The sequence below is a fragment of the Ruegeria sp. HKCCA4008 genome, assembly GCF_013033125.1.
Taxonomy (GTDB): domain Bacteria; phylum Pseudomonadota; class Alphaproteobacteria; order Rhodobacterales; family Rhodobacteraceae; genus Ruegeria.
In genome coordinates, this window is sequence record NZ_WQDM01000001.1 from 260190 (window position 1) to 280867 (window position 20678).

The 20678-nt window shown below is 59.1% G+C and carries 24 protein-coding genes; 21 read left to right on the forward strand and 3 right to left on the reverse strand.

What is annotated here, in order from left to right; genetic code table 11:
• The 15 genes from GOW60_RS01280 to GOW60_RS01350 all read left to right on the forward strand — a co-directional run bounded on the left by GOW60_RS01280 (position 1) and on the right by GOW60_RS01350 (position 14807).
• On the forward strand, positions 1 to 417 hold the full coding sequence (locus tag GOW60_RS01280) for an MAPEG family protein (RefSeq protein WP_171227956.1): 417 nt from the start codon (positions 1 to 3) through the stop codon (positions 415 to 417).
• Between the two features lie 37 nt (positions 418 to 454).
• A complete protein-coding gene (locus GOW60_RS01285; RefSeq protein ID WP_152458585.1) occupies positions 455 to 805 on the forward strand; it encodes a hypothetical protein in 351 nt (116 codons plus the stop codon).
• A gap of 98 nt (positions 806 to 903) precedes the next feature.
• Positions 904 to 1308 carry a DUF5333 domain-containing protein gene (locus GOW60_RS01290; RefSeq protein WP_171227957.1) on the forward strand — a complete coding sequence of 135 codons (405 nt, stop codon included), beginning with the start codon at positions 904 to 906 and terminating at the stop codon, positions 1306 to 1308.
• A 5-nt stretch (positions 1309 to 1313) separates the two neighbouring features.
• Positions 1314 to 3335: an NADH-quinone oxidoreductase subunit NuoG gene (gene nuoG, locus GOW60_RS01295; RefSeq protein WP_171227958.1), complete on the forward strand. Its 2022-nt coding sequence runs from the start codon at positions 1314 to 1316 to the stop codon at positions 3333 to 3335.
• A gap of 204 nt (positions 3336 to 3539) precedes the next feature.
• A complete protein-coding gene (gene nuoH / locus GOW60_RS01300) occupies positions 3540 to 4577 on the forward strand; it encodes an NADH-quinone oxidoreductase subunit NuoH (protein WP_152458581.1) in 1038 nt (345 codons plus the stop codon).
• 1 nt (position 4578) lies between these two features.
• The gene (gene nuoI / locus GOW60_RS01305) at positions 4579 to 5073 is read left to right on the forward strand and encodes an NADH-quinone oxidoreductase subunit NuoI (protein WP_152458580.1); all 495 of its coding nucleotides are present in this window, start codon (positions 4579 to 4581) and stop codon (positions 5071 to 5073) included.
• A complete protein-coding gene (locus tag GOW60_RS01310) occupies positions 5070 to 5480 on the forward strand; it encodes a carboxymuconolactone decarboxylase family protein (RefSeq protein WP_152458579.1) in 411 nt (136 codons plus the stop codon). Before nuoI ends, GOW60_RS01310 begins: the two co-directional genes overlap by 4 nt.
• Entirely contained in the window at positions 5477 to 6079 is a 603-nt protein-coding gene (locus GOW60_RS01315) for an NADH-quinone oxidoreductase subunit J (RefSeq protein ID WP_171227959.1), read from the forward strand. The genes GOW60_RS01310 and GOW60_RS01315 overlap by 4 nt, the downstream gene beginning before the upstream one ends.
• A 4-nt stretch (positions 6080 to 6083) precedes the next feature.
• On the forward strand, positions 6084 to 6389 hold the full coding sequence (gene nuoK, locus GOW60_RS01320; protein WP_005984024.1) for an NADH-quinone oxidoreductase subunit NuoK: 306 nt from the start codon (positions 6084 to 6086) through the stop codon (positions 6387 to 6389).
• Between the two features lie 6 nt (positions 6390 to 6395).
• On the forward strand, positions 6396 to 8546 hold the full coding sequence (gene nuoL / locus GOW60_RS01325; RefSeq protein WP_171227960.1) for an NADH-quinone oxidoreductase subunit L: 2151 nt from the start codon (positions 6396 to 6398) through the stop codon (positions 8544 to 8546).
• Positions 8546 to 10090: an NADH-quinone oxidoreductase subunit M gene (locus GOW60_RS01330; protein WP_171167325.1), complete on the forward strand. Its 1545-nt coding sequence runs from the start codon at positions 8546 to 8548 to the stop codon at positions 10088 to 10090. Before nuoL ends, GOW60_RS01330 begins: the two co-directional genes overlap by 1 nt.
• Before the next feature lie 15 nt (positions 10091 to 10105).
• On the forward strand, positions 10106 to 11548 hold the full coding sequence (gene nuoN / locus GOW60_RS01335; RefSeq protein ID WP_171227961.1) for an NADH-quinone oxidoreductase subunit NuoN: 1443 nt from the start codon (positions 10106 to 10108) through the stop codon (positions 11546 to 11548).
• Positions 11549 to 11602: 54 nt separating this feature from the next.
• Positions 11603 to 12352, forward strand: coding sequence for a biotin--[acetyl-CoA-carboxylase] ligase (locus GOW60_RS01340; RefSeq protein WP_171227962.1), 750 nt, complete (start codon positions 11603 to 11605; stop codon positions 12350 to 12352).
• Positions 12353 to 12363: 11 nt separating this feature from the next.
• Positions 12364 to 13143 carry a type III pantothenate kinase gene (locus GOW60_RS01345; RefSeq protein ID WP_152458573.1) on the forward strand — a complete coding sequence of 260 codons (780 nt, stop codon included), beginning with the start codon at positions 12364 to 12366 and terminating at the stop codon, positions 13141 to 13143.
• Positions 13140 to 14807 (forward strand): ribonuclease J, encoded by a 1668-nt coding sequence (locus tag GOW60_RS01350; protein WP_171227963.1) that lies wholly within the window; start codon positions 13140 to 13142, stop codon positions 14805 to 14807. The genes GOW60_RS01345 and GOW60_RS01350 overlap by 4 nt, the downstream gene beginning before the upstream one ends.
• 10 nt (positions 14808 to 14817) lie before the next feature.
• Here the strand turns inward: GOW60_RS01350 and GOW60_RS01355 are convergent, their stop codons facing one another.
• Entirely contained in the window at positions 14818 to 15519 is a 702-nt protein-coding gene (locus GOW60_RS01355; protein WP_171228341.1) for an NUDIX hydrolase, read from the reverse strand.
• Positions 15520 to 15544: 25 nt separating this feature from the next.
• Positions 15545 to 15943, reverse strand: coding sequence for a DUF983 domain-containing protein (locus GOW60_RS01360; RefSeq protein ID WP_171115058.1), 399 nt, complete (start codon positions 15941 to 15943; stop codon positions 15545 to 15547).
• Positions 15944 to 16163: 220 nt separating this feature from the next.
• Here GOW60_RS01360 and GOW60_RS01365 point away from each other — a divergent pair, with 220 nt between their 5' ends.
• From GOW60_RS01365 to GOW60_RS01380, 4 genes are read left to right on the forward strand one after another with little or no spacing between them, the layout of a single operon-like run.
• Positions 16164 to 16634 (forward strand): EF-hand domain-containing protein, encoded by a 471-nt coding sequence (locus tag GOW60_RS01365; RefSeq protein ID WP_171205470.1) that lies wholly within the window; start codon positions 16164 to 16166, stop codon positions 16632 to 16634.
• A gap of 6 nt (positions 16635 to 16640) precedes the next feature.
• Positions 16641 to 17258, forward strand: a complete 618-nt coding sequence (locus GOW60_RS01370) for an RNA polymerase sigma factor (RefSeq protein WP_152458569.1) — start codon at positions 16641 to 16643, stop codon at positions 17256 to 17258.
• The gene (locus GOW60_RS01375; RefSeq protein WP_171227964.1) at positions 17248 to 17601 is read left to right on the forward strand and encodes a hypothetical protein; all 354 of its coding nucleotides are present in this window, start codon (positions 17248 to 17250) and stop codon (positions 17599 to 17601) included. Before GOW60_RS01370 ends, GOW60_RS01375 begins: the two co-directional genes overlap by 11 nt.
• Entirely contained in the window at positions 17598 to 18071 is a 474-nt protein-coding gene (locus tag GOW60_RS01380) for a periplasmic heavy metal sensor (RefSeq protein WP_171227965.1), read from the forward strand. The genes GOW60_RS01375 and GOW60_RS01380 overlap by 4 nt, the downstream gene beginning before the upstream one ends.
• A 5-nt stretch (positions 18072 to 18076) precedes the next feature.
• Here GOW60_RS01380 and GOW60_RS01385 read toward each other — a convergent pair whose 3' ends face one another.
• Positions 18077 to 19477 carry a diguanylate cyclase gene (locus GOW60_RS01385; RefSeq protein ID WP_171227966.1) on the reverse strand — a complete coding sequence of 467 codons (1401 nt, stop codon included), beginning with the start codon at positions 19475 to 19477 and terminating at the stop codon, positions 18077 to 18079.
• Positions 19478 to 19565: 88 nt separating this feature from the next.
• Here GOW60_RS01385 and GOW60_RS01390 point away from each other — a divergent pair, with 88 nt between their 5' ends.
• The gene (locus tag GOW60_RS01390) at positions 19566 to 19850 is read left to right on the forward strand and encodes a DUF3572 domain-containing protein (protein ID WP_171227967.1); all 285 of its coding nucleotides are present in this window, start codon (positions 19566 to 19568) and stop codon (positions 19848 to 19850) included.
• A gap of 24 nt (positions 19851 to 19874) precedes the next feature.
• Positions 19875 to 20567 carry an HAD family hydrolase gene (locus tag GOW60_RS01395; protein WP_171227968.1) on the forward strand — a complete coding sequence of 231 codons (693 nt, stop codon included), beginning with the start codon at positions 19875 to 19877 and terminating at the stop codon, positions 20565 to 20567.
• Positions 20568 to 20678 lie beyond the last annotated feature (111 nt).

Sequence of the window (20678 nt, forward strand, 5' to 3'; positions counted from 1 at the left end):
ATGGACATGTTTGCGCAATACAGCCACGCGATTTCATCGGTTGTGCTTTTCACGCTGGTCGTTCTGTTCCTGGCCCCGTTTTCAGCGCTGGCCAAGCAGGGCAAGGGCCTCGCGCCGGGGGCAACCCCTGAGCAGGACTATTCTGACCAGGCTTATCGACTGAACCGGGCCTATCTGAACGGAACGGAAACGCTTCCGGCGTTTGTGGCCGTTGTGATTGCGGCGGTATTGCTGGGCGCCAGCCCGTTCTGGGTCAATCTGCTGGCGTCTGTCGCTTTGCTCGCACGGTTGGTGATGCTGGTGGTGCACATCAAAGGCATAGGCAAGCCGAACAGTGGCCTTCGGTCCGTGCTGTATGTATTGGGCTGGGCCTGCATGTTTGTGATTGGGCTTATGGCATTGGTGGCGGCGTTCTGATGGCGTCCCGGCAGATGAGAACACGAAGAGGGATAGTATGAAGGCCCCAAAAACCCTTGTAGTCCTGCTAGCACTGGCAAGCGTGTCCGCCTGCGGCATCATCAAGCCGTCGGAAGATCGTATTCTGTTCGATGGAAAGGCGTTCAAGGCAAAGGCGAAGGCGGTCGACAAGAAAGCATCACCAACGGACTTTACCGTTGTGGTAAAGGGTGCGTCTGCATCGCTGGACGGCGCGCGTGAGGCCGGCCGTCATGAAGGAACCAAGTTTTGCGTGCAGAATTTCGGGTCTTCGCGGATCGATTGGAAAGTGGGGCCGGATACCGAACCGCAAAACCTGCGCATCAGTGATGATCAATTGACCTTTGCGGGAAAATGCCAACGGCCATGACGCGCGGTTTTGCATATCACGACACGGATTGCCGGCCGCTATTGCCTAGCAAGACCGGACCGGTTCGTTTTGGTGCGTCCAAAACGAAGGGAAGATCCATGTCTTTTGCCAAAACACTCGCGCTGGCTGCCTTGATCACATTGCCTGCCGTCGCAAATGCGAAGCCGCCCTTGAGGGATGTCAAAGAGATCGATAACGAACTCTATTACATCGCCATCGCAAATGAAATTTCGGAATATTGCCCCTCGATCAGCGGGCGTCGATTGAAAGCGATCAGTGTGATGTGGGGGCTGCGGTCCAAGGCGAACAAACTGGGGTATTCGGACACCGAAATCCGCTCTTACGTCGAATCGGATGCTGAAAAGGACCGGATGCGCGCCAAGGGCGAGGCGTATCTGGCTTCGAATGGCGTGACCTATGACAACCCCAACACATTCTGCACTCTGGGGCAGAAGGAAATCCAAAGAAACAGCGCCATTGGCGTTTATTTGAGGGCGAATTGAGAGCCATGTCTGACCTCCGCAAGATCAATATCGACGGACAGGAAATCGAAGTCGATGGCGCGATGACCCTGATCCAGGCTTGTGAACAAGCCGGGGTCGAAGTGCCGCGCTTTTGTTATCACGAGCGTCTGTCGATTGCTGGCAATTGCCGGATGTGCCTGGTCGAGGTCGTCGGCGGACCGCCGAAACCCGCGGCGTCGTGCGCGATGCAGGTGCGTGATCTGCGTCCGGGGCCTGAAGGGCAACCCCCGGAGGTCAAGACGAACTCTCCCATGGTCAAAAAGGCCCGCGAAGGCGTGATGGAGTTCCTGCTGATCAACCACCCTCTGGATTGCCCGATCTGCGATCAGGGTGGTGAATGCGACCTTCAGGATCAGGCGATGGCTTATGGCATGTCCGGATCCCGTTTCAAGGAAGCAAAGCGGGCGGTCGATGACCTGGATCTTGGCCCGCTTGTGGGCACCGCAATGACCCGCTGCATCAGCTGCACACGCTGCGTGCGCTTCACCACCGAAGTTGCCGGGATAACTCAGATGGGTCAGACCGGGCGCGGTGAGGATGCCGAGATCACCTCGTATCTCAACCAGACGCTGGATTCGAACTTGCAGGGCAACATCATCGACCTGTGCCCGGTTGGGGCGCTGACCTCCAAGCCCTACGCCTTTACCGCGCGTCCGTGGGAATTGACCAAAACCGAAAGCATCGATGTGATGGATGCGTTGGGATCGAACATACGCGTGGATACCAAAGGACGTGAAGTCATGCGTTTCCTGCCGCGCAATCATGACGGCGTGAACGAGGAGTGGATCAGCGACAAGACACGTTTCGTCTGGGATGGCCTGCGCCGTCAGCGTTTGGACAAGCCCTATGTCCGTGAAAACGGAAAGCTGCGCCCGGCTTCATGGTCCGAGGCGCTGACCAGGGCAGCAGAGGCGCTGAAGGGCGCCGAGAAACCTGCCGGTATCGTGGGCGATCTGGCTCCGGTCGAGGCGGCGTTTGCGCTGAAACAGATGATCGAAGGGCAGGGTGGTGTTGTCGAATGCCGTACCGATGGCGCAAAGCTTCCGGCGGGCAATCGTGGCGCTTACGCTGGTACCGCCGCGATTGAAGATATCGACACCGCGGAACGCATCCTGCTGATCGGTACCAACCCACGTGACGAAGCGCCTGTCCTGAACGCGCGTATCCGCAAGGCATGGGCGCATGGGGCCGAAGTCGCTTTGGTCGGTCCTGCGGTCGATCTGACATATAACTACCACCATGTTGGCGATGATCGAACAGCGCTGCAAAAAGTTGTCGACATGGGCGGAGATGATGAGATCAAGGGCAAACGTTCGTTGGTCATCATCGGGCAGGGCGCTTTGCAGGAAGCGGACGGCGCCGCCGTGCTGGCTGCTGCGCAAGCCATCGCGGCCAATACTGAAAGTGGTCTGATCGTTTTGCACACTGCGGCGTCGCGCGTCGGTGCGATGGATGTGGGTGCCACGAACGAAGGCGGAATGGACGCGATCAGCGCCGCCGATGTGATCTACAACCTTGGTGCGGATGAGGTCGAGATCGGCGAAGGCGCCTTTGTGATCTATCAGGGCAGCCATGGTGACCGGGGCGCACACCGCGCCGATGTGATCCTGCCAGGCGCGGCCTATACCGAGGAAAACGGCGTGTTCGTAAACACCGAAGGTCGCCCTCAACTGGCGACGCGGGCCGGTTTTGCGCCGGGTGAGGCGAAGGAGAACTGGGCCATCCTGCGCGCCTTGTCGGCCGAACTGGGCGCAACACTGCCCTACGACTCTCTGGCTCAGTTGCGCACGGCCTTGATCGAGGCGGTTCCGCATCTGGCCCGCATCGACGAAGTGATCGAGAACGAAGTGAAAGCTCTCGACACCGGTACTCTGGGCAACGCAACTTTCCGCTATGCGATCAAGGACTTCTACCTGACCAACCCGATTGCACGGGCTTCACAGCTGATGGCCGAGCTGTCGGCACAGGCGCAGGCCCGCAAATCCGAGAAGATCGCGGCGGAATGACCCAGACCTGTTTCATATCGCAGGCAAAAGCGGCTGCCGGGTGGCAGTTCGCCGCGCCAGATTTGCGTGTGAAACCGAATATTAAGGGTGGCGCAATGGCGGCAGATGCTGTTTACACCAACGCGCCGACCCAGCCGCAATTTGCGCAGGCTTCTGGCCTTTGCATCGCGCGCGGAAAACGGAATACCCACGGTGTGAGGACCAATGGCTGAATTCTTTAACACCCCAGGCGGAATAGCCATCATCATTTTGGCGCAAGTGCTTGCCGTTGTTGCCTTTGTGATGATTTCACTGTTGTTCCTTGTTTACGGGGACCGCAAGATCTGGGCCGCTGTCCAGATGCGCCGCGGCCCCAACGTGGTGGGCGTCTATGGCCTGCTGCAATCGGTGGCGGATGCCCTGAAATATGTGGTGAAAGAGGTCGTCATTCCTGCGGGCGCCGACCGGACGGTCTTTATCCTCGCACCGCTGACATCCTTCGTTCTGGCCATGATCGCCTGGGCGGTGATCCCGTTCAACGATGGCTGGGTTCTGTCGGATATCAACGTGGCCATCCTCTATGTATTCGCCGTGTCCTCGCTCGAGGTTTATGGCGTGATCATGGGCGGTTGGGCGTCGAACTCAAAGTATCCGTTCCTGGGCTCGCTGCGCTCGGCCGCGCAGATGATTTCCTATGAGGTTTCGATCGGCCTGATCATCATCGGTGTGATCATCTCGACCGGATCGATGAATTTTGGCGACATCGTGCGCGCTCAGGACGGCTCGTTCGGCTTCTTCAGCTGGTACTGGTTGCCGCATTTCCCGATGGTCTTCTTGTTCTTCATCTCGGCGCTGGCCGAGACCAACCGACCCCCGTTTGACCTGCCCGAGGCGGAATCGGAACTGGTTGCCGGTTATCAGGTCGAATATTCGGCCACGCCTTTCCTGCTGTTCATGGCAGGCGAATACATCGCGATCTTCCTGATGTGCGCGCTGACGTCACTGCTGTTCTTCGGCGGCTGGCTGTCGCCGATCCCGGGCCTGCCCGATGGCGTGCTGTGGATGGTCGCCAAGATGGCGTTCTTCTTCTTCATCTTCGCGATGGTCAAGGCGATCACGCCCCGCTACCGCTATGACCAGTTGATGCGGCTGGGCTGGAAAGTGTTCCTGCCATTCTCGCTGGCTTGGGTGGTTTTCGTGGCCTTCGCGGCAAAATTCGACTGGTTCTGGGGCGCGTTTGCCCGTTGGAGCGTAGGAGGCTGATATGACCCAAATCGACTATACCCGCGCTGCCAAATACTTCCTTCTGCAAGACTTCTGGGTCGGCATGAAACTGGGGCTGAAGTATTTCTTCGCCCCCAAGGCCACGGTGAACTACCCGCACGAAAAGGGGCCTCTGTCGCCGCGTTTCCGGGGAGAACACGCCCTGCGCCGTTATCCCAATGGCGAGGAGCGCTGCATCGCCTGCAAACTGTGCGAGGCGATCTGCCCTGCGCAGGCAATCACCATCGACGCCGAACCGCGCGAAGACGGCAGTCGCCGCACCACGCGCTATGACATCGACATGACCAAGTGCATCTATTGCGGTTTCTGTCAGGAGGCCTGCCCGGTCGATGCCATCGTCGAAGGCCCGAATTTCGAATTCGCGACGGAAACCCGAGAAGAGCTGTTCTATGACAAGCAGAAACTGCTGGATAACGGCGAACGCTGGGAAGCCGAGATCGCCCGCAATCTGGAACTGGACGCGCCTTACCGATGACTGACAGCCCGACAAATCCGTTCGAGCTGATGATGAAGCAGGCTCAGGACATGGCCAAGGCGATGAACCCGGCGATGGAAAGCTTCTCGCCCAAGGGATTCGAGGCGCTGTGGCCGACCATGCCGAAAGAGGTCATGGAGATGATGTTCGGCAACACCGTCAACAAGGACGGTCTGGATGCCAAGACCCGCCTGCTGCTGACGCTGGCCGGGCTGACCTGTCAGGGCGCTCAGGCGGACTCGGCGGTGCGTCAGACCGTGCGCCATGCACTGGAGGCAGGCGCAAAGAAACAAGAGATCGTGGAAACGATCGGTCAGATGTCGGTCTTTGCCGGCATCCCGGCCATGACCCGCGCGCTGGATCTGGCGCAAGAGGTCATGGGCGACAACGAGGATGAGGATCAATGACCGTCTTTGCCTTCTATCTGTTTGCCATCAGCGCGATCACCGGCGGGCTGTTCACGGTGATCAGCCGCCAGCCGGTGCACTCGGTGCTGTGGCTGATCCTGGCGTTTCTATCCTCGGCGGGGCTGTTCGTGCTGCTGGGGGCCGAGTTCGTGGCGATGCTGCTGATCATCGTTTACGTGGGTGCGGTCGCGGTTCTGTTCCTGTTCGTCGTTATGATGCTGGACGTGGACTTTGCCGAGTTGAAGGCCGAGATGGCACGCTATATGCCGCTTGCCTTGCTGATCGGTCTGGTCATCCTGATGCAGTTCGTCATGGCCTTCGGGGCCTGGGACAGCGCGCAGGGCGCAGCGACCAATCTGGCGCAGCCGGTCCCGGCGGACCGTCACAACACCGAGGCGCTTGGCGTCATTCTTTACGATCAATACTTCCTTCTGTTCCAACTGGCGGGCCTGATCCTGCTGGTGGCCATGATCGGCGCCATCGTTCTGACGCTGCGCCACCGTCAGGACATCAAGCGTCAGGACATCGTCGGCCAGATGATGCGCGACCCGGCCAAGGCGATGGAATTGAAGGACGTGAAACCGGGGCAGGGACTTTGAGACCATGATCGGACTTGAACACTATCTTACGGTCGCGGCGACGCTGTTCGTCATCGGCATCTTCGGTCTTTTCCTGAACCGCAAGAACGTCATCATCCTGCTGATGAGCATCGAACTGATGCTGCTGGCGGTGAATATCAACCTCGTGGCGTTTTCCAGCTTTCTCGGCGATCTGGTCGGGCAGGTGTTTACGCTGTTCGTGCTGACCGTGGCGGCGGCCGAGGCGGCGATTGGTCTGGCCATTCTGGTCTGCTTCTTCCGCAACCGCGGCACCATCGCGGTTGAAGACGTCAACATGATGAAGGGGTAAGGGATCATGGAAACCACAATCCTCTTTGCCCCGCTGGTGGGCGCGCTGATCTGCGGCTTTGGCTGGAAGTTCATAGGCGAGAAAGCGGCCATGTGGACGGCCACGGGCCTTCTGTTTCTGGCCTGTCTGCTGTCATGGCTCGTGTTCTTCTCGTTCGATGGGCACACACAACAGATCGAGATCATGCGCTGGATCGAAAGCGGGTCGCTCTCGACCTCGTGGGCCATTCGTCTGGATCGGCTGACCGCCATCATGCTGATCGTGGTCACCACGGTTTCGGCGCTCGTGCATCTCTACAGCTTTGGCTACATGGATCACGACCCGCAATGGCGCGAAGGCGAAAGCTATAAGCCGCGCTTCTTCGCCTATCTGTCCTTCTTTACCTTCGCCATGCTGATGCTGGTGACGGCGGACAACCTTGTGCAGATGTTCTTTGGCTGGGAAGGCGTGGGTGTTGCCTCGTATCTGCTGATCGGTTTCTACTATCGCAAGCCTTCGGCCAATGCGGCGGCGATGAAAGCGTTCATCGTCAACCGTGTGGGCGATTTCGGCTTTGCTCTGGGCATCTTTGCGCTGTTCTTCCTGACCGACAGCATCAACTTTTCGGACATTTTCGCATCGGCACCCGCGCTTGCAGAAGAAAAGCTGCATTTCCTGTGGGGCGAATGGACCGCGGTCGAGGTGATCTGTGTTCTGCTGTTCATCGGTGCGATGGGTAAATCCGCGCAGCTGATCCTGCACACCTGGTTGCCGGACGCGATGGAAGGCCCGACGCCTGTGTCGGCCCTGATCCACGCGGCCACCATGGTGACAGCGGGCGTGTTCCTGGTTTGCCGCATGTCGCCGCTGATGGAGTTCGCGCCGGGCGCGACCGGGTTCATCACCTTCCTTGGGGCCTCGACAGCGTTCTTCGCGGCGACCGTGGGTCTGGTACAGACCGACATCAAGCGCGTCATTGCGTATTCGACCTGTTCCCAGCTGGGATACATGTTCGTGGCCGCGGGCGTCGGCATGTACTCGGCGGCCATGTTCCACTTGCTGACGCACGCTTTCTTCAAGGCGCTGTTGTTCCTCGGTGCGGGATCTGTGATCCACGCCATGCATCACGAGCAGGAGATGACGGAATACGGTGGTCTGCGCAAAAAGATCCCTTACACCTTCTGGGCAATGATGATCGGAACGCTGGCCATCACAGGTGTCGGCATTCCGCTTACCACAATAGGTTTTGCCGGGTTCCTGTCTAAAGACGCAATCATCGAAAGCGCCTATGCGGGCGGAACCGGCTACGCCTTCTGGATGCTGGTGATTGCGGCGATGTTCACCTCGTTCTATAGCTGGCGTCTGATTTTCCTGACCTTCTATGGCAAACCGCGTGGCGACAAGCATACGCATGACCATGCACATGAAAGCCCGATGACCATGCTGGTGCCGCTGGGCGTTCTGTCGCTGGGTGCGGTGTTTGCCGGGATGATCTGGTATGGCAATTTCTTTGGCCATACGGACAAGGTCGGCAAGTTCTACGGTATTCCGGTCGCCGAAGCGTCAGAACATGCCGAGGCCGGTGATCATGCGGCGGCGGATGCTTCGCACGGTGAAGACAGCCACGCGGATGAAAGCCACGCAGCTGACGGCCATGCCGATGAAGGTCATGGTGAGAAGGATGCCAAGGGTGGCGATCATCACTATGTCTTTGCGGGCCAGCCCGGCGAGGGCGCGCTTTACATGGCACCGGACAACCATGTTCTGGACGATGCGCATGCGGCTCCGAAATGGGTCAAGGTTTCACCCTTCGTCGCCATGTTGCTGGGCTTTGTCGTGGCCTACTGGTTCTACATCGTGAACACGTCGCTGCCGGCACGTCTGGCTGCAAATCAGCGTCCGCTGTACCTGTTCCTTCTGAACAAGTGGTATTTCGACGAAATCTACGATGCGGCCTTCGTAAAACCCACCGTGGCGCTTGGCCGCTTACTGTGGAAACGCGGTGACGGCAATACAATCGATGGCTTCCTGAACGGAGTAGCAATGGGCGTTGTTCCCTTCTTCACCCGCCTCGCCGGCAAGGCGCAGACCGGGTACATCTTTACCTATGCCTTCTGGATGGTGCTGGGCATCGCGGCCCTTGTGACCTGGATGTCGATCGGCGGAGGGGCCCAGTAATGGACTATATCCTTTCGATCGTCACGTTTATCCCCGCCATCGCCGCAGGCATTCTGGCGTTGTTCCTGCAGGGTGACGATGCGGCGGCACAGCGGAACGCCAAGTGGATTGCTCTGCTGGCCACCACTGTGACCTTCCTGGTTTCCATCGGCATCTATACAGGCTTTGACCCGTCGAACCCCGGCTTCCAGATGGTGGAAGAGGGTGAGTGGCTGATGGGCCTAAAATACAAGATGGGTGTTGATGGCATCAGTGTCCTGTTCGTTCTGCTGACGACCTTCATCATGCCGCTGACCATTCTGGCCAGCTGGAATGTCACGGACCGCGTCAAGGAATACATGGTCGCCTTCCTGCTGCTGGAAACACTGATGCTGGGCGTCTTCATGGCGCTTGATCTGGTGCTGTTCTACCTGTTCTTCGAGGCAGGTCTTATTCCGATGTTCCTGATCATCGGGATATGGGGCGGCAAGGATCGGATCTACGCCAGCTTCAAGTTCTTCCTCTACACCTTCCTCGGCTCGGTCTTGATGCTGGTCGCCATGGTTGCGATGTATGCGGATGCGGGCACCACGGATATTGCCGCGCTGATGACGCACCAGTTCTCGTCCGAGGGCTTCAGCGTGCTGGGCATCTATGTTGTCGGTGGCATGCAGACCCTGATGTTCTTGGCCTTCTTTGCCTCGTTCGCGGTGAAAATGCCGATGTGGCCGGTGCATACCTGGTTGCCGGACGCCCACGTTCAGGCGCCCACGGCGGGATCGGTCGTACTGGCGGCGATCCTGCTGAAGATGGGCGGCTATGGATTCCTGCGGTTCAGCCTGCCGATGTTCCCGGTGGGGTCGGCCGTGATGACCGATCTGGTGCTGTGGATGTCTGCCATCGCGGTTGTCTATACCTCGCTGGTGGCGCTGGTGCAGGAGGATATGAAGAAGCTAATCGCCTATTCCTCGGTCGCGCATATGGGCTTTGTGACCATGGGTATTTTCGCGGCAAACCAGCAGGGCATCGATGGCGCGATCTTCCAGATGCTCAGCCACGGGTTCATCTCGGCGGCGCTCTTCCTCTGTGTCGGCGTGATCTATGACCGGATGCACACCCGCGATATCGAGGCCTATGGCGGTCTGGTGATCCGGATGCCCGCATACGCGCTGGTCTTCATGCTGTTTACCATGGCCAATGTCGGCCTGCCGGGCACATCGGGCTTCATCGGCGAATTCCTGACCCTGATGGGCGCGTTCCAAGTCAACACCTGGGTAACGGCGGTGGCTGCGACCGGTGTGATCTTCTCGGCGGCTTATGCGCTGTGGCTCTACCGTCGGGTCGTGTTTGGCGATCTGATCAAGGAAAGCCTCAAGGCGATGACCGACATGAGCTCGCGCGAGCGGTTGATCTTCGCCCCTCTGATCGTGATGACCATCCTGCTGGGTGTCTACCCGTCGCTGGTAACCGATGTGATCGGGCAATCCACAGCGGCTCTGATTTCGAACTATGACACGGCTCTGGCCGCGGCTGAGGCTGCGACCCAGACAGCCGCTTCGCATTAAGGGAGCTTTGGGGACATGATCCAGGCTGATCTGACAATCATCCTGCCGGAAATCGTTCTGGCGCTTTATGCGATGGCGGCGCTGCTGGGGGCTGTCTACACGACAAAGGACGGGCTGGCGCCTCTGCTGGTCTGGACCACGGCAGGTCTTATGGCCCTTCTGGCAATCTGGATTGCAACTCAGGGCGGGGGTACAAACGTGGCCTTCAACGGCATGTTCGTCGATGACGGCTTTGCCCGCTTTGCCAAGGTTGCCATCCTGCTGTCGGCGGGTGCTGTACTGGTCATGAGCCAGGAATACATGGCGCGCCGTGATCTGCTGCGATTTGAATACCCGTTGCTGGTGGCACTGGCCGCCGTGGGGATGATGATGATGGTCAGCGCAGGCGATCTGATGTCGCTTTACATGGGGCTCGAGCTGCAATCGCTGTCGCTATATGTCGTGGCTGCTCTGCGCCGTGACAGCGCGAAATCGACCGAGGCAGGCCTTAAGTATTTCGTGCTGGGTGCGCTGAGCTCGGGTCTGCTGCTTTATGGCGCGTCGCTGGTCTATGGCTTCACCGGCACCACGTTGTTCTCGGGCATCATCCAGACAGTTCACCATGGTGATGTTTCGTTGGGGCTGCTGTTTGGCCTGATCTTCCTGATCTCGGGTCTGGCCTTCAAGGTCTCGGCCGTTCCGTTCCATATGTGGACGCCGGACGTTTACGAGGGGTCTCCCACGCCGATTACGGCCTTCTTTGCCACGGCGCCGAAGGTTGCGGCGATGGCGTTGTTCGCGCGCCTGTTGCATGACGCGTTCGGCGGTGTTGTCGAAGACTGGCAGCAAGTGATTGTCCTGCTGTCCGTATTGTCGATGTTGCTGGGGGCCGTGGCCGCAATCGGGCAGCGCGACATCAAGCGTCTGATGGCGTTTTCGTCGATTGCCCATATGGGCTATGCGCTGATTGGTCTGGCCGCCGGTACCGAGCTGGGTATCAAGGCGATGCTGATGTATCTGGCCATCTACGTGACCATGAATATCGGCACCTTCGCCTTCATTCTGATGATGGAGCGTGACGGAAAACCCATCACCGACATTGACGCTCTGCGGCAATACTCCAAGCGTGATCCGGGCAAGGCGCTGGCGGTGCTGATCCTGATGTTCAGCCTTGCGGGCGTGCCTCCGATGCTTGGTTTCTTTGCGAAATTCGGCGTCTGGCAGGCGGGCGTCAGTGCGGATCTGACCGGTCTGGTCGTGGTCTCGGCCATCGCTTCGGTCATCGGTGCCTTCTATTACCTGCGGATCGTGTTCTACATGTATTTCGGGGCCGAGAACGAAGAGCCGATCGAAACCCGGTCGACCCCCGTTCTGTGGGTGGCATTGATGGGGTCTGCGGCCCTGATGCTGGTCGGTATCTTCTATCAGTTCGGCGTCGAGGGCGCGGCGGCAGCCGCGGCGGCCACGCTTGTCAACTGATCGTTTTACACAACCGGAAAGAGGGGCTCGGTCGCGCGACCGGGCCTTTTTGATATGACAAAATGGCCCCAAGGCTATGGCCTGCACGAGGTGCAAGAAGTCGACAGCACGCTGAATGAAGCGGCGCGGATTGCTCCGAATGCGCGTGGTCCCGTCTGGATCATGGCGCATCACCAGACGGCGGCGCGCGGGCGGCGCGGACGAAGCTGGGCCAACCCGATGGGCAACCTGGCGGCGACCTTGCTGATGCGTCCTCAGGGCGCGCCGGAACAGGCGGCTTTGCGCAGTTTCGTGGCGGCGCTGGCCCTTTTTGACGCGTGTGTCGCCGTTACCGGGCGGGCTGCCGGACTGTCGCTGAAATGGCCCAATGACGTGCTGCTGAACGGCGGCAAGCTTGCCGGTATCCTGCTGGAAAGCACGGGGCAGGGGCATGGCGTGGCGCATCTGTCCATCGGCATCGGAGTGAACCTGGCCAATGCCCCGGATGCGGACGCGGTAGAGCCCGGCGCGGTTCGTCCCGTGTCACTTCTTTCGGAAACCGGGGCGCATGTCTCGCCCGAGGATTTTCTTACCGAACTGGCCGCGGCCTACGCCGCGTATGAAACCCAGTTCGTCACCTATGGGTTCGAACCGATCCGCACCGCCTGGCTGTCCCGCGCGGCCCGATTGGGCGAGGTCATCACCGCGCGGACCGGTACGTCGGAAACGGTTGGAACCTTCGAAACGGTGGACGCAAGCGGTAACCTTGTCTTAAACACCGCCAAAGGCCGCGTGAGCATTCCTGCGGCGGATGTCTATTTCTGAGAGGGGCGCGGATGCTTCTGGCCATCGATTGCGGCAATACCAATACCGTCTTTTCGATCTGGGACGGTGAGGAGTTTTTGTGTACCCTGCGCACCTCGACCCACCATGCGCGCACGGCAGACGCTTATTTCACCTGGTATTCGACGCTGGTGAAGCATTACGGGATCGAGGCGGACATCACCGATGTGATCATCGCCTCGACCGTTCCGCGCGTCGTGTTCAACCTGCGTATCTTCGCCGATCGTTTTTTTGGTTGCAGACCATTGGTTGTGGGCAAGCCCGATTGCCTGTTGCCTGTCCCGCCGCGTGTGGATGAAGGCACGGTGCCTGGCCCGGATCGACTGGCCAATGCCGTGGGCGCTTTTGACCGCCATGGTGGCAATGTGGTTGTCGTGGATTTTGGAACCGCAACGAATTTCGACGTTGTCGCCGCCGACGGCGCATATGTGGGGGGCATTATCGCCCCCGGTGTGAACCTGAGCCTTGAGGCCCTGCATCAGGGCGCCGCGGCGCTGCCGCATATCGATGTTTCCCGACCTGACAAGGTGATCGGTACGAATACGGTTGGTTGTATTCAATCGGGCGTGTATTGGGGATATTCCGGTTTGATCGAGGGGCTGATCGCCCGGATCAAGGCTGAATATGGAATGCCGATGAAAGTCGTTGGAACCGGCGGGCTGGCCCCCTTGTTTGATCAGGCCGACGTGGGGTTCGACGCAATCGAAGATGATCTGACGATGCACGGCCTGACCGTGATCCATCGCTACAACAAGGATAATGGCTCCGTATGAGCAGTGAAAGATTGATCTACCTGCCGCTGGGTGGCGCGGGCGAAATTGGCATGAACGCCTATGTGTACGGCTACGGTGAACCGGGAAAGGAACGCCTGATCCTTGTGGATCTGGGCGTCACTTTTCCCGATATGGACACAACGCCGGGCGTTGACCTCATCTATGCCGATATCTCTTGGCTGAAAGAGCGTGCCGACCGGCTGGATGGTGTTTTCATCACGCACGCCCATGAAGACCATGTCGGCGCCGTGGCCCATTGTTATGAAGCCTTGGGTGCGCCGGTCTATGCGCGTGCCTTCACGGCCAATATCGCGCGCCGCAAGATGGAAGAACACGCACACCCGACCGAGGCGGTCACGACCGTTTCCGCCTGGCCTGAACAGGTGTCCGTCGGGCCGTTCACGGTTGGTTTCCTTCCGGTTTCGCACTCGATTCCCGAAAGTGCCGCATTGGTCATCGACACCCCCGCAGGGCGTGTCGTGCATTCGGGCGACTTCAAGCTGGATGCTGCTCCGGTCGTTGGAGAGGCTTTTGACCCTGACCTGTGGGCCGAGGTCGCCAAGCCCGGCATCAAGGCGCTGGTCTGTGACAGTACGAATGTGTTTTCGACCCATCCGGGGCGTTCGGAATCCGAAGTTGGCCCCGAGATTGTCAAGCTGGTCGAAGGCGCGGAAGGTATGGTCGTGGCGACCACTTTTGCGTCAAACGTCGCGCGGGTCAAAACACTGGCCGAGGCGGGTGCGCGGGCCGGGCGTTCCGTCGTCCTGCTTGGGCGCGCGATGCGTCGGATGATCGAAGCCGCGACCGAAACCGGTATTCTTGCGGATTTTCCCAAGGTGATCAGCGCCGAAGAGGCTCTGGACCTTCCGCGCCAGAACCTGATGCTGATCGTGACCGGCAGCCAGGGGGAACGACGGGCCGCAAGCGCCCAACTGGCCCGTGGCAAGTACCGTGGTCTGGAGCTGGCCGAGGGCGATCTGTTCCTGTTTTCCTCGAAAACCATTCCCGGGAACGAGCGGGGCGTGATCTTTATCATGAACCAGCTCAGCGAAAAGGGCGTGGATGTCGTCGATGACAGTTCGGGCCTTTATCATGTCTCGGGCCATGCGAACCGGCCGGAGCTCGAGAAAGTGCACGCACTGACCGATCCGCAATTCGTGATCCCGATGCATGGCGAACACCGGCACCTGCGCGAGCATGTCAAACTGGCAGAGCAGGGCGGCAGAACCGGAGTGCTGGCAGTGAACGGCACCATGCTGGATCTCAGCGGCAATGCGCCTGTGGTCGTCGATTATGTTGAAACCGGCCGCACATATCTGGACGGTACCGTGAAGATCGGCGCCCTTGACGGCGTGGTGCGGGATCGTATCCGCATGGCTTTGAACGGCCATGTTACGGTGACGGTGGTTCTGGACGAAGAAGACGAACCGCTGGGTGAGCCGTGGTGCGACACCATGGGGCTGCCCGAAACCGGCACGTCCCGTGCCGCGTTGGTCGAAGTGCTGGAAGAGGATCTGAACCAGTTCCTGATGCGGGCCGCCGCCAAGACCCTGCGCGATGACGACAAGCTGGAAGAAGAAATGCGCCGCATCGTGCGGCAGACAGCCAAAGCCGAAATTGGCAAAAAGCCCGAAGTGACGGTGGTGGTCAGCCGGATGCGGTGAAACCGATCCGTCAGTCGTGGGTTGGCATCGGATAGCCCCTGAGACGCAGGAACAGGTTGGCTTCTTCGTTGTTTTTGTAGAATGGAACCGACGATGGCGGCTCGGGGGACGTAACCCGGGCCGCTATTTCCGCCAGAACGACCTCGGTGATAAACGGCAGATCCAGATCCCGTGCCCGATCCAGTGGCACCCATTGCAGGTGCGACAGCTCATCCGAGGCGTGGCTGAAATCATCCACATCACCTTGCAGAGCGTCGGCGTCGACCAGAAAGAACCGCGCATCAAACCGGCGGGGCCGGCCAGGCGGAGTTACCGCGCGAAAGACGAACTGAAGCGCAGCCGCGGTTGGCAGGTAACCCAACGCGGCAAAGCTCTGCCAATCGTCAGATACATGACCGGGCCATGTGCCCGGCTGGCCAAGAACAAGACCGGTTTCTTCCCAAAGCTCGCGTATGGCGGCCGCGGCGAGGGCGTGTTGAATCCCCGGCTCGGCCTGTTCGCCCAAACGTTCAAAGCACAGATCCGGCAAATCCGTTGCCAATGGAACATCCGCGTCAGCCGGATCAACCGCGCCACCGGGAAAGACGAACTTGTTCGGCATGAAGGCCGCTTTGGACCCGCGCTGCCCCATAAGGATCGAGGGGTTTGTCCATCTGTCCCGCAGCACGATAACCGTCGCTGCGTCCCGGATGGCTGTTTTGTCGAGTGTCATGTCCAAACTGGTCAACTGGGTCGGGTCACGCGGTTTTTCCAAAGCCATGCATGCGGCGTGCCCACTGATATGCCACCACCGCACCTTTCAGGCGTGGCAACAGGTACAGGGACAGGGCGACGCAGGCGACGGAAAAGCCGATGGCCATGGTCCACGGATCGGGCCGCCAATGCACATAGGACACGTGCAGAGCAGGCGCCAGCAGATGGCCGACCAGCAGGATTGTCAGGTAGGCGGGCCCATCATCTGCGCGATGGTGAAACAATTCCTGCCCGCAGTTCGAGCAGGAGTCATTGACCTTGAGATAGCTGTGCAACAGCTTGCCTTCCCCGCAGTTGGGGCATTTGCAGCGAAACCCCTTGACCAGGGCGGGCCATGTCTCACGCTCATCTTCAGAGGTCGTCTCGATCGTCTGATCTGTCATAATGTAACTCGCGCAGTAATCTTTTGCGGATAATGGGCCTGATCGTGAAAATATAAAAGGGGGGTGCGTCGCTTTGCAACGTCTGCCCGGCACCTCGGCTTGGGCCGGTCCCGAACCTTTCAAAAAATAATATCGATTTCAGCGACGGAATTCCTGGCGCGGCCCGTTTGAATGGGTATGAGCGGCGGCACTCGGGCCGCGTCAACAAAAGGAAACGGAAATGAAAAACGTTACATTCATCTCGGCCATTGTTATGTCGGCGGTTGCGATTACCGGTACTTCTGTTCTGGCCGCTGGCCCGGGTGGCCGCGAGCCGGTGTCCTTTCAGGAACTGGACGCCGATGGCGATGGTCAGGTGACGCAACAAGAGATGGAGGCGCATCGCACCGCTCGTTTCACCGAGGCGGACACCAATGGGGATGGAAAGCTGAGCCAGGAAGAAATGCAGGCAGCAGCCCAGAAGAAAGCCAGCGATCGGGTTGCCAGGATGTTCGAAAACAACGACGCGAACAAAGATGGCTTCCTCAGCCAGGATGAGTTGCCGAAACCGCGCCGGGCTGACAAGATGTTTGATCGGATGGATGCGGACAACAGTGGCGGAATCTCGGAACAGGAATTTGCCGATGCCAAAGATCGGATGGGACGGCACCATAAGAAAAAGCATCAAAAATCGAATGCAAGCGATAACTGATGCAGGATGGAGGATCTGACCTCCCACCCACAAGATGTTCGCGGTGCGGATTGCGCCGCGAACACACTCAGCGACGATGCGTTGCTGAGGCAATTCGCCGACGGCGAGGCGGGGGCGGCACGGATCCTGACCGATCGTTTGGGGCCTCGCTGTTACTCGGTTGCTTTGCGCATGTTGGGCAATCGGGCCGAGGCGGAAGACGTGACGCAGGATGCGATGATGCGGTTGTGGCAGATGGCTCCGAATTGGGTGTCGGGTCAGGCCAAGGTATCGACCTGGTTGTATCGGGTGACGCTGAACCTGTGCGTGGACATCAGGCGCAAGAAGACACCCGACAGGTTGTCGGACGTTCCCGAACCCGAAGATGGCAAGGCCAGCGTTGTTGACCGCATGCAGGACGAGGCGCGCAAGGATGCCTTGCAGTCGGCTTTGGCTGAGCTGCCCGAGCGGCAGCGACAAGCGGTCGTGCTGCGCCATATTGAAGAGCTGCCCAACCCCGAGATTGCCGGGATAATGGGCATTTCGGTAGAAGCAGTTGAAAGCCTGACCGCAAGAGGCAAGCGCAGCCTGACCGCGATCTTGGCCGGACGACGCGAGGAACTGGGGTATGACAATGGCGGATGAAGACCTGGAACTGGATCACTTGTTTGCACAAGCACAGCGGCAGCGACCAGCACTGCCGGACGATCTTGCTGTTCGCATCCAGACGGATGCTGAAACTGTTCGCCTCGGTCGCCTTGCGCCTGCACCGCAGCCGATGCCTTCGATATGGAACAGGTTGATAAGTAATGTAGGAGGATGGCAGGGCCTTGGCGGGCTTGTCGCCGCAAGCGTTGCCGGGGTCTGGATCGGCTTTTCCGCACCGGCCTTTCTGCCGGACCCGGCCAGCCTGTTGACGTCAGAGGAGACACCTTTCCTCGTGGCCGACCTTGGATTTGACTCGAGTTTTCTGGAGAGCACGGAATGAACGCTGATCCCAAGCCCAAACGCAAGTGGGTGCCTGTCGTCCTGGCCCTGTCACTGGCGCTGAACCTTCTGGTTGTCGGTGTCGCTGTGGGCACCGTATTGCGCCTCAAAGGTGGGGATCATGCCAAATCACCGCCCGGCTTCGGCCCCGCGTTGTACCGGGCCCTGCCCAAGGATGATCGAAAGGCGATGCGAGGCGAGCTGACGGGCCTGCACAAAAAGGGGTCCAAGGGTCGTGCTCAGGATTTTGAAGCGCTCAGTCAGGCGTTGCGCGCAACGCCCTTTGACCCGGTCGCGGTTCAGGTTCTGTTGCAACAACAAGCACAGGCCACCGCCGATTTGCAGCAGGCCTTGCAAACGCAATGGCTGGCACGTGTGACCGCCATGAGCGATGATGAGCGGCAGGCCTATGCAGACCGATTGCAGGAGGTCGTCAATCGCGGGCCGCATGGGCACAAGAAAAGAGACTGAACAGATCAGGCGGCACTTTGCCTGATACTCACCTGATTGCGCCCTGCCTTCTTCGCTGCATACAGCGCTTTATCCGCGGATTTGATCAGGTTTTCCACGCTTTCAGCCGCACAGTCTTGCCGGGCGAAACCGACCTGAGACAACTTCAACCCGATACTGACCGTCACATCAACTTGTGCCCCATGGTCCGGTAACAGGAACGGGGACTGGCAGATGCTGTCACAAACGGTTTCGGCCAGGTTCAACGCCTGTTTCGGCGATACATCGGGCACGCCGATCATGAACTCTTCCCCTCCGATGCGGGCGACAAAGCCACGAGATCCCAAGGCATTTTGCATACGTTCCGCCGCTTGCGTCAAAACGTAATCGCCGCTTGCATGGCCATGGCCATCATTGATTGCCTTGAAGTGATCCAGATCGGCCAGCATTATCGCAAAACTGCGCCCCGTTCTGGCGGATTGGCGCGCGATCTGATCCAGCGCGCGCATGGCGTAGCGGCGATTGTGCAGCCCGGTCAACGGGTCGATCCAGGATTCCGCGATGCCTCTTTTGAGAGAGACCCGCATCTGATCCAGTCGCGCTTTGCGGGCAATCTGGTTTTCAAGCCGCAGCAGGATCTCCTGCGCGCAGAACCCGCCCAGACAGACAGCATCGGCCCCTCGGTCCAGAGCTTCCGAAGCCTGTCCGGCGTCTTCATCCTTCAGCACCCCGATCAAAACCGTGTGCCGGGTCACGCCGCGTGATCTGAGGTCGGCAAGGATATTCAGGCCGGCCGGGTTCGAGCCCAGTTCAACCACGATCGCATCAGGAACAGAGCCGGACAAAACACCCCGCAGGTTTGACTGAAGATGCCAGTTCAAATCAAATTGACGTTGATCTTCCAGAGCCTTTTGCCAAAGCGTGCCGTTTCGGGCCGTGTGGGTCAGGATATCAACCCGCGCCGCTTTGGACGGTCTGATTATCGGTTGGGCCGGCTCTGCGAAGCCAATCGGTTGCGATCCGTTGCTGACCTGCAAATCCTGAGTGACCGCACGGGCACGCAAAAGGCTGCGAATGCGCGCCAACAACAAAGTGTCTTTGAACGGGTGCGTCAACACATCATCCAGCCCGTCCTTCAACGCCCGCAGCCGAGCGTCCCGGTCATTTTGCGCGGCAATCGCCACGACCGGAACGTCGTCAAGGCCGGGTTCCTTCACGATCGCCTTCTTCACATCCGCAGCGGTTCCGTCCGGCAACGTCTGAGCCGTCAGGACCAGATCCGGTTGCGTACGCCGCACGAGTGCGGGCAACCCTTCAAGCTTTTCGCCCTGCACCACGTGATACCAGGCCGCCGTCAGCTGTACCTTCAGCATGATGCGATTGGTCGATACCCCGTCGAGGACAAGGATGGTTCCCTGCACAGACATAGTTGTTCACCGTTGATTGCATGCGTGAACAAAGTGTTTATGACTCTGGTTAACAAACCCTTTCCAAGACCGGATCTGACCCAAGTTTATGCCGATATCCTCTGAATCCGCCGAAACTCTTGCGCTGACGGCCCTGGCCTGGCTGGTCAGCAATGACGAGCTTTTGCCTGTTTTTCTGGGCTCTACGGGCGCATCGATCGAGGATGTGCGCGATCGGGCAAGCGATACCGAGTTTCTGGCGTCGGTTCTTGATTTTCTGGTGCTTGACGATTCGTGGGTCATGGCGTTTTGTGACGCCAATTCACTCGCCTATGATCTTCCCGCCCAGGCAAGGGCGGTATTGTCCGGCGGCGCTGAGATACACTGGACATAACCATATTTTTCGCAGGAGCACCGGATGCCGATAGATGCGATCATCTTTGACAAAGATGGCACGCTGTTTGACTTTGCAAATACGTGGGGAGGGTTCGGACGCGCGATGCTGTTGCGCCTGTCCAACGGGGACGAAGATCGCGCGACCGAGCTTGGCCGTGTCATCGGATATGATTTCGAGCAAGGGAAATATACCGAAGACAGCATTGTAATCGCCGCCACGGTCGAGGAAATCGCAGAAGTCTTGATTGCCCATGTCGATGGCGTGACCTTGCAGGAGATCATCGATTTGATGAACTCCGAGGCCGCCTCGGCCCCGCAGGTGCCCGCCGTGCAATTGGTTCCTTTTCTGGAAGGTCTGCAAAATGCCGGAATCAAGCTGGGCGTTGCGACGAATGACAGTGAACATCCCGCTTTGCAGCATCTCGAATCTGTCGGGATAAGGGGGCATTTCGATTTCGTCGCCGGGTATGACAGTGGTCACGGGTTCAAGCCGGGACCGGGCCAGTTGCTGGCCTTTGCCGCCCATATCGGGGTCGAGCCATCTCGTATCGCGATGGTGGGGGACAGTCTTCATGACTTGCAGGCAGGGCGTGCGGCGGGGATGACCACGATCGGTGTTTTGACCGGTTTGGCCGAGGCGGATGCATTGGCTCCGATGGCGGATGTGATTTTGCCGGATATCGGACATATTCCCGAATGGTTGGCCAAAATCTGATTTTCAAATCCGAGATTCGACAAAACGGGATGAAAAACCGACATATTCTGTCGCAGACGGAGCGGCCATAGACGTCTCTTCGGGGCTTGCTTGACGAAAGCAAGAACAGGA